This window comes from Actinomadura sp. NPDC000929, from assembly GCF_040492065.1.
Lineage (GTDB): Bacteria > Actinomycetota > Actinomycetes > Streptosporangiales > Streptosporangiaceae > Spirillospora > Spirillospora verrucosospora.
In genome coordinates this window covers 54,859-62,913 of sequence record NZ_JBEUPA010000033.1, presented here as the reverse complement: position 1 = coordinate 62,913, position 8,055 = coordinate 54,859, and the positions used below count along the sequence as shown (strand labels likewise).

Below are 8,055 nucleotides of genomic sequence, written 5' to 3'. Positions count from 1 at the left end.
ACGACTACCGCTCGCCATGGGACCATGAAGCAGTGATCGGAGTGGCGGAGGCGCGACCATGACCACCGAACGGATCGTCGGGATCGGTGCGGGCGGCGGGAGTCGTACTTGGCGCACAGCACCACGTGCGGGGCGCCCAGGTCGACGCCGACGCGCCGCGCTCGCGCCGTCAGCGCCTCGGCGCCCGCCCGGCGGCCGGACAGCAGGTCGTCCAGCAGCTCGCCGCGCACCCGGCCCTCGGCCTCGGTGGCGCTGCGCTGGAACAGCAGCAGCAGCGCGGTGACGAGCGCCGCCCGCTCCAGGATCCGCTGGTCGGCGTCGTCGACCTCGTCGGCGGTGCGCAGCACCAGCGTGCCGAGCATCTCGTCGCCGGTGGAGACCGACGCGATCCACAGGTCGCCGCGCCTGACCGTGCGGCCCTGGGCGCGCGCGGAGTGCGCCGAGGCCGAGACGCCGCCCAGCTCGTCGTCGCCGAGGGGCTCCGGCGCGGCTCCGGTCGTCGCGAGCCTGCGCCCGTCGGCGTCCAGGACGTGCAGGGTGCCGCCCAGCAGCTCGGTCACCACGGCGCCGACGTCCTCCACGCCGCCGCCCCGGACCACCACGGCGGTCATCCGGTCGTGCGCGCGCGCCGCCCGCTCCACGGCCGCGCTCCGCGCCTTGACCTCCTCGTTGGCGGCGCTCAGCTCGGTCAGGGCGGTGCGGGTCTCCTCCAGGAGGCGGGCGTTGTCGATGGCGATGGCGGCGTGCGCGGCGAGCGAGCCGAGCAGCGCCACCTCCTCCTGGTCGAACGGGCGCTGGCTGCGGTTCGCGGCCGTCAGCACCCCGATGACCCGGCTGCCCAGCCGCATCGGCACGCCGAGGATGGCGACCAGGCCCTCCTCGGCGACGGCGTCGTCGATGAACCCGCGGTGCTCGAACTGCGCGTCCCCCAGGTAGTGGGCGCTGTTGTACGGCATCGCGGTCTGCGCGACCAGGCCGACCAGACCGGTGCCCATCGGCAGCCTGAGCTGCCGGAACGCCGCCGACACCGACCCGTCGGTCACCCGCATGTAGGTGTCGCCGCGCTCGTCGTCGTTCAGCGTCAGGTAGGCGATGTCGGCGTTCAGCAGCCGCCGGGCGCGGCGGGTGATCGCCTCCAGCACCGCGTCGAGGTCGCGCAGCCCGGCCAGGTCGCCCGCGGTGTCGAACAGCGCCGCGAGCTCGTTCTCCCGGCGGGCGTGCCGCCGCATGATCGTCCGGACCCGCAGCGCGGCGATCTTCGTCGCCTCCAGCTCCTCCAGGACGGCCGGGGGCGCGCCCTCCGCCCGCGCCTGGACGAGGGGGCCCTCGAACTCGACGGGGGAGGCCTCCCGGGCCAGCAGTTCGAGGAAGACGCCGCAGGTCATACGGGTCATTCTTAGTGCGCCGTCCAGCCGCCGTCGAGTGCCAGGGACGCGCCGGTCACCATCGAGGCGGGCGGGGAGCACAGGTAGGCGACGAGCTCGGCCACCTCGTCCGGCTCGATCAGCCGCTTCACCGCCGCGTGGTCGAGCATGATCCGCTCGACGACCTCGTCCTCGGGCAGCCCGTGCGTGCGCGCCTGGTCGGCGATCTGGTTCTCCACCAGCGGCGTCCGGACGTAGGCGGGGTTGACGCAGTTGGACGTCACGCCGTGCGGGGCGCCCTCCAGCGCGATCACCTTGGACAGCCCTTCGAGGCCGTGCTTGGCCGTCACGTAGGCCGCCTTGTACGGCGAGGCCCGCAGCCCGTGCACGGACGAGATGTTGACGACGCGGCCCCAGCCGCGCTCGTACATGCCGGGCAGCGCGTCCCGCACCAGCCGGAACGGCGCCTCGACCATCAGCCGCAGGATCCGCGCGAACGTGTCCGGCGGGAAGTCCTGGAGCGGCGCCACGTACTGGATCCCGGCGTTGTTGACCAGGATGTCCGCGCCGGCGGCCAGCCCGTCGAGCGCGTCCACGTCGGCCAGGTCGGCGAGCAGGGGGACCCCGCCGATCTCGGCGGCGGTCCGCTCGGCCGCGTCCCCGTCGATGTCGGCCACCACCACCTCGGCGCCCGCCGCCGCGAGCCGCCGGGCGCAGGCGCGGCCGATGCCGCTCGCGCCGCCGGTGACCAGGGCGCGCCGGCCCGCCAGGTCCAGCGTCCCCGAAGTCCCCGCGTCCACCCGCGGTGTCACGCTCGTCATGCGCAGAACTTATGGACCGTGAGCCCGCCCTCCCATGTGGGCCGCGCACACAATCCACCGCCGGACGGTATGGGTGCGCCTGGTTCGGCCCTTTTCTCCTCCCGCGTCCCGAGCATGCGCCGGGGCGGCTACCGTTGGCCCGCACTGGCCGGCCACGCCGCGAGGGGTAGGGATGCACGAGATCAGGCACCGCTTCGTCCGGTCGGACAGCGGGCTGCGCATGCACGTCGCCGAGGCGGGCGAAGGGCCCCTCGTGCTCCTCCTGCACGGCTTCCCCGAATGCTGGTACTCCTGGCGGCACCAGCTCACCGCGCTCGCCGAGGCGGGCTTCCACGCCGTCGCGCCCGACCAGCGCGGCTACGCCCGCACGGGCGGCCCCGCCGATCCCGGCCAGTACACGATCCTGCACCTGGCCGCGGACGCGGTCGGGCTCGTCGGCCCGCTCGGCGCCGACCGCGCCGTCGTCGTCGGCCACGACTGGGGCGCCCCCGTCGCCTGGGCCGTCGCCCAGATGCGCCCCGACAAGGTGCGCGGCGTGGTCGGGATGTCGGTGCCGCACCGGCCGCGCGGCAGCAGGCCGCCGGTGGAGTCCATGCGCCGCCTGTTCGGCGACGGCTTCTACATGGTGCACTTCCAGCAGCCGGACGTCCCGGAGGCCGAACTCGACCGCGACCGGGCCGCCACGTTCCGCCGCATGCTGTACGGGGTGTCGGGCGACGGCCCGTGCCCGCCGCTGATCGCCCCGGAGGGCGGCGGCTTCCTCGACGGCCTCCCCGACCCGGAGAAGCTGCCCGGCTGGCTCACCGGCGACGACATCGCCGCCTACGTCGAGGAGTACGCGGAGAGCGGCTTCACCGGCCCGGTCAACTGGTACCGCAACCTCGACCGCAACTGGGAGCTCACCGCCGCCTGGCACCGCGCCCCCATCGGCCCGCCCGCCCTCTACATCGCGGGCGACCGCGACCTGGTCGCCGTCGGCGCCCGCGACGCCGTCGCCTCCATGCGCGACTTCGTGCCGAACCTGCGCGAGACCGTCTGGCTGTCCGGATGCGGCCACTGGACGCAGCAGGAACGCCCCGCGGAGGTCAACGAGGCCCTGATCGGCTTCCTCCGCGCCCTCTGACTGTCGGACCCGGCGCGTACGGTCGGCGCGTGAACCGCACCGACCGCTTGTACGCGCTCGTGGAGGAGCTGCGTGCCCGCGCCCCGCGCCGGGCCAGCGCGCGGGAGCTGGCCGCGCGGTACGAGGTGAGCGTCCGCACGATCGAGCGCGACATCGGCGCCCTCCAGCAGGCCGGTGTGCCGATCTTCGCGGACGTCGGCCGGGGCGGCGGCTACACGCTCGACAAGAGCCGGACGCTGCCGCCGCTGAACTTCACCCCCGCCGAGGCCGTCGCCCTCGCGATCACCCTGTCCCGGGCGGGCGGCTCCCCGTACTCCCGGGCCGCCCGCACCGCCCTCCACAAGATCGTCGCCGCGATGTCGGCCGCCGACAGCGCCTCGGCCCGCGAGCTGGCCCAGCGCGTCCGCTTCCTGACCCCCGCCGAGAAGGACGACCCGGCGTCCGTGCCGGCCGTGCTGGAGGAGGCCATCCGCACGCGCCGCGTGGTCCGCCTGACCTACGTCGACCGGGCGGGCGCCGAAACCGAGCGCGACGTCGAGCCCGTCACGTTCACGGCGTCCGGCGACGGCTGGTACCTGACGGCCTGGTGCCGCATGCGGGGCGGCCGGCGCGTGTTCCGCACCGACCGCGTCCGCCGCGCCGCCCTCCTGGAGGAGACCGCCCCCGAACGCCCGGTCGAGGCCATGCACGACGACATCCCGTCCGACTACACCGTCCGGCCCCTGGAGTTCATCTAGCGCCTCGACGGCGGCGGGCCCGCACGACGGGAGACGTGCGGGCCCGCGGTCACGGTCAGCCGGTGTAGTTCGGCATCTTGGGGATGGCGTTGCCGGGGGGCTGGGGCATCGGCGCCGCGCTGGGCGTCTGCGGGTTGCCGGGACGGGTGGTCGGGGCCGGGGCCCCGGGACGGGTGGTCGGGCCCCCGGGACGGGTGGTCGGGCTGCCGGGCGGGGCGCTCGGGGTGGGGGTCGCCGCCGGGCTGCTCGGCCGGGGGGTGGCGGTGGCGGCCTCGGCGGTGGCCATGCCGGCACCGGCCAGGCCGACGCCCAGCGCGACGGCTGCGATGAGGGATTTCAGGCGCATCGATGTTCCTTTCGGTGTGGTGTCATTCCTTGACGACGACAGGCGTGCCGATCGCCAGGTTCTTGGCCATCCAGGTGATGTCGTCGTTGCCGACCCGAACGCAGCCGTGGCTGGCCCTGCCGCCCAGCGCCGCCGCTTTGTTCGTGCCGTGCACGGCGAGCTGCCCCGGGCCGCCGGCGAACGTCTTCAACGTCGGCGAGAACCCGCTCAGCCCGAAGGCGTACGCGCCGTAGGCGCCGTTGGGGTCCGGCGGTCTGACCAGTTCGGTGAAGTAGAAGCGGCCGGCCGGTGTCGGGGTGCCGCCCTCGCCGGTGGCGACCTTTCCGGTGCGCAGCACCTTGTCGCCGTCGAAGACGGTGAACGTGAACGCCCTCGGGTCGATCTCCACGCGGTGGGGCGTCGACGACAGCTGGACGTCGGACGCCTTGACCCACCCGGTGCTGCCGTTCGGCCGGATCGGCAGCAGCACCTTGAGCCAGTCGCCGTCCCTGGCCTCGACGAGGAAGACCCGGACGGCGCCCATCTCGTTGGGGCTGGACAGCGTCTTCCAGGCCGCTCGGTCGCCCTTCTGCTTGTGCACGGCGATCCGGCGGCCGCGCACGGTCGCTATCTCGGCACCGCCCTGCCGCTCGGACCGCTGCGGTCCGGCGGCCGCCGGCCGGTTCGCGCCGGACGGGCCGTCCCCTGATCTGCCCTCGTCCGACGAGCCGCAGCCGGCCAGCCCGGCGATCAGCCCGGCGGCGAGCAGGGCACCGGTATGGATCTTGACTTGGCGCATGCCGCGAGATGCTGGCCGAGGAGTGTGAAGAACCTGTGAGGCCGATGTGATGATCCCGTGGTGCCGATCACGCTTTGGCTACGCTCGGGTGCCATGTGCGCGAACGTCCTGGTCGCGGAGGACGACCCCAAGCAGGCGGAGCTGCTGCGCCGCTACCTCCAGCGCGAGGGGCACCGCGTGGTCGTCGTCCACGACGGGCGGGCCGCGCTCGACGAGGCCCGCGCGCGCCGCCCCGACCTCGTGCTGCTCGACGTGATGATGCCGGGGATCGACGGCCTCGACGTGTGCCGCGGGCTGCGCGCCGAGTCCGACGTCCCGGTGCTCATGCTGACCGCCCGCTCGACGGAGGACGACCTGCTGCGCGGCCTCGACCTCGGCGCCGACGACTACGTCACCAAGCCGTACAGCCCGCGCGAGCTGATGGCCCGGGTGCGCACGCTGCTGAGGCGGACCGGGCGGGGCGGCGGCGAGCAGGTGTACCGGGTCGGCGGCATCACGGTGGACCTCGAACGGCACACGGTCCTCGCGGACGGGCGCGAGGTCGAGTGCACGCCCGCGGAGTTCCGCATCCTGGAGGCGCTGGCCGCGCGGCCCGGCCGGGTCCTCACCCGGGCGCAGCTCCTGGAGCACCTGCACGGCTTCGACCGCTTCATCACCGAGCGCACGGTCGACGTGCACGTGAAGAACCTGCGCAAGAAGATCGAGCCGCAGCCGCGGCGTCCGGTCCGGCTGTGCACCGTGTACGGCGTCGGGTACAAGCTGGTCGGCGACCGTGCGCCATAGCCTGCTCGTCCGGCTGGTCGCCAGCTCGGTGCTGATCGCGGTGTGCTCGATCGTGGCGACCGCGTGGCTGGCGGCGCGCGGCACGTCCGGCGAGATCCGGCAGCGGCAGGGCCGGACGCTCGCCCGTGACGCCCGGATCAACGACGCGCTGCTCGGCTACGCGGCGAGCCACCCGCGCTGGGACGGCGTCGGGGAGACCGTGCGCGGGCTGTCCCGGCAGAGCGGCCAGCGGGTCGCGCTGGCGACCGAGGGCGGCGTCCGGATCGTGGACTCGGCGCCCGGCCGGCCGCCGCTGCCGCAGCGCCCCTCGGCCGTCGTCGACCCCCTCGCCGTCGACGTCTCCCTGGGGCCCGGCGCGGCCACCGACCGGATCGACGCGCGCGCGGCCGGGCCGTTCCGGCTGCCGGATCCCGAGCGGGTACGGCTGCGCGGGGAGGTCGACGCCCAGGCGGCGTGCCTGCGCCGCGAGGGCCAGCGCGCCACGGTCGTCGTCGGGCCCGGCGGCCGTCCGTACCTGCGCCGGGAGGGCGGTGCGGCCACCCCCGAATCGAGCACGAACCGCCCCGGCGCGCCCGCCGGCGTGCCCGCCGGTTACGGCCCCTTCCTCCCGCGGGCCGCGCTCGCGCGAACGTCCGGTGGCGGAGCGGTCCGGCTCGCGGGCGTCGCCACGACGCCGTCCGCCACGGCCCCGGCGACGCCGCGGCCTTCCCCGACGACCGGGCCGGGGAACGCGCCGCGGCGGCCGGAGTCCACGCCCGGCGCGCCGACCGTCATGCCGTCCAGCACCCCGACCGCCGCGCCCGGCGGCAGACCGGTGAGCCCGCCGGCCGCGACGCCGGAGCCCGTGCGGCCGCCCACGCCGTGCTCGCCGGACACGCCCGGGCCCACCGCCACCGAGAGGCGCGCCCTCAGCCGGCTCGCCGCCCTGGTCCGGGAGTGCCACGGAAGCCGGGTCGACGTGTGGCTGGACGAGACCGGCACGCCGGCCGCTCCGGCGTCGGCCGCCGAGTGCCTGGCCACCGCGCGCCGCACCCAGCTGAAGCCGTACGTCGCGCCGGCCGCGCTGCTCTACATCGGCTCGGCGGAGGACCGCGCGCCCGCCATCGACCCGTACGGCATCGCGGGCGTCACCGCGGTGATCCTCGTCCTGGCGGTCGGGGTCAGCGTCCTCGTCGCCACCCGGCTGGCGCGGCCGGTGCGGGCGGTCACCGCGGCGGCCCGGCGGATGCGGGCCGGCGACGGCTCGGCGCGGGTCACGGTGCGCGCCAAGGGCGAGGTCGGCGAGCTCGGCGCGGCGTTCAACGAGATGTCCGAGCACCTGGACCGCATGGAGCGGCAGCGCAAGGCGATGGTCAGCGACGTGTCGCACGAGCTGCGCACGCCGCTGAGCAACATCCGGGGCTGGCTGGAGGCCGCCCAGGACGGTGTGGCCGACCTGGGCCCCGCGCTGACCGCCTCGCTGGTCGAGGAGGCCACGCTGCTCCAGCACATCGTCGACGACCTCCAGCAGCTCGCGCTCGCCGACGTGGGCAAGCTGCGGCTGCACCCCGAGCCGGTCGACGTGGCGGACCTGGTCGAGCAGATCGCGACGGTCTACCGGGCCGCGGCCGAGGCCGCCGAGCTGACGCTGACCGCCGAGGTGACCGGGCGGCCCTCCCTGGACGCCGACCCGGTGCGGCTGCGGCAGGCGGTCGGCAACCTGCTCGCGAACGCGGTCCGCTACACGCCGGCCGGCGGGCGGGTGAGCCTGCGCGCGTCCGACGACGGCGACGACGTGCTGATCGAGGTCGCCGACACCGGGCCGGGCATCGCGCCCGAGCACCTGCCGCACGTCTTCGACCGGTTCTGGCGGGCGGAGAAGTCGCGCAGCCGGCAGACCGGCGGCAGCGGACTGGGCTTGGCCATCGTGCGGCAGCTCGCCGAGGCGCACGGCGGGTCCGCGGCGGTGCGCAGCGAGCCGGGCCGGGGCGCGACGTTCGCCCTGCGCCTGCCCCGTTCGCCGGACCGCGCCGGACCGAGTGCGACGTGATCGGGTGCGACGTGACCGGTGAAGAATTCCCGGGCCGCCATGTAATCCACCGGGGCCTCCTCGGACTTCTCGGC

8 protein-coding genes are annotated in these 8,055 nt (G+C 75.4%); 4 read left to right on the top strand and 4 right to left on the bottom strand.

Annotated features, from left to right (window positions below; genetic code table 11):
- Positions 1-1,385, bottom strand: a 1,385-nt coding sequence (locus tag ABWI04_RS15190; protein ID WP_353832792.1) for a GAF domain-containing protein, incomplete at its 3' end; no start/stop codon positions are given.
- An 11-nt stretch (positions 1,386-1,396) separates the two neighbouring features.
- Positions 1,397-2,185, bottom strand: coding sequence for a 3-hydroxybutyrate dehydrogenase (locus ABWI04_RS15185; RefSeq protein WP_345178630.1), 789 nt, complete (start codon positions 2,183-2,185; stop codon positions 1,397-1,399).
- Between the two features lie 172 nt (positions 2,186-2,357).
- On the opposite strand from ABWI04_RS15185, the gene ABWI04_RS15180 reads away from it, so the two are divergent.
- Both ABWI04_RS15180 and ABWI04_RS15175 read left to right on the top strand, forming a co-directional pair.
- Positions 2,358-3,308: an alpha/beta fold hydrolase gene (locus ABWI04_RS15180; RefSeq protein ID WP_345178629.1), complete on the top strand. Its 951-nt coding sequence runs from the start codon at positions 2,358-2,360 to the stop codon at positions 3,306-3,308.
- Between the two features lie 29 nt (positions 3,309-3,337).
- On the top strand, positions 3,338-4,045 hold the full coding sequence (locus ABWI04_RS15175; RefSeq protein ID WP_345178628.1) for a helix-turn-helix transcriptional regulator: 708 nt from the start codon (positions 3,338-3,340) through the stop codon (positions 4,043-4,045).
- A 55-nt stretch (positions 4,046-4,100) separates the two neighbouring features.
- Here ABWI04_RS15175 and ABWI04_RS15170 read toward each other — a convergent pair whose 3' ends face one another.
- Both ABWI04_RS15170 and ABWI04_RS15165 read right to left on the bottom strand, forming a co-directional pair.
- Positions 4,101-4,391 carry a hypothetical protein gene (locus ABWI04_RS15170; RefSeq protein ID WP_353832791.1) on the bottom strand — a complete coding sequence of 97 codons (291 nt, stop codon included), beginning with the start codon at positions 4,389-4,391 and terminating at the stop codon, positions 4,101-4,103.
- A 22-nt stretch (positions 4,392-4,413) separates the two neighbouring features.
- Positions 4,414-5,169 (bottom strand): L,D-transpeptidase, encoded by a 756-nt coding sequence (locus tag ABWI04_RS15165; RefSeq protein WP_353832790.1) that lies wholly within the window; start codon positions 5,167-5,169, stop codon positions 4,414-4,416.
- A gap of 93 nt (positions 5,170-5,262) precedes the next feature.
- On the opposite strand from ABWI04_RS15165, the gene ABWI04_RS15160 reads away from it, so the two are divergent.
- Both ABWI04_RS15160 and ABWI04_RS15155 read left to right on the top strand, forming a co-directional pair.
- On the top strand, positions 5,263-5,952 hold the full coding sequence (locus tag ABWI04_RS15160) for a response regulator transcription factor (RefSeq protein ID WP_345178624.1): 690 nt from the start codon (positions 5,263-5,265) through the stop codon (positions 5,950-5,952).
- A complete protein-coding gene (locus ABWI04_RS15155; RefSeq protein ID WP_353832789.1) occupies positions 5,942-7,981 on the top strand; it encodes a sensor histidine kinase in 2,040 nt (679 codons plus the stop codon). Before ABWI04_RS15160 ends, ABWI04_RS15155 begins: the two co-directional genes overlap by 11 nt.
- The last annotated feature ends 74 nt before the right edge of the window (positions 7,982-8,055 follow it).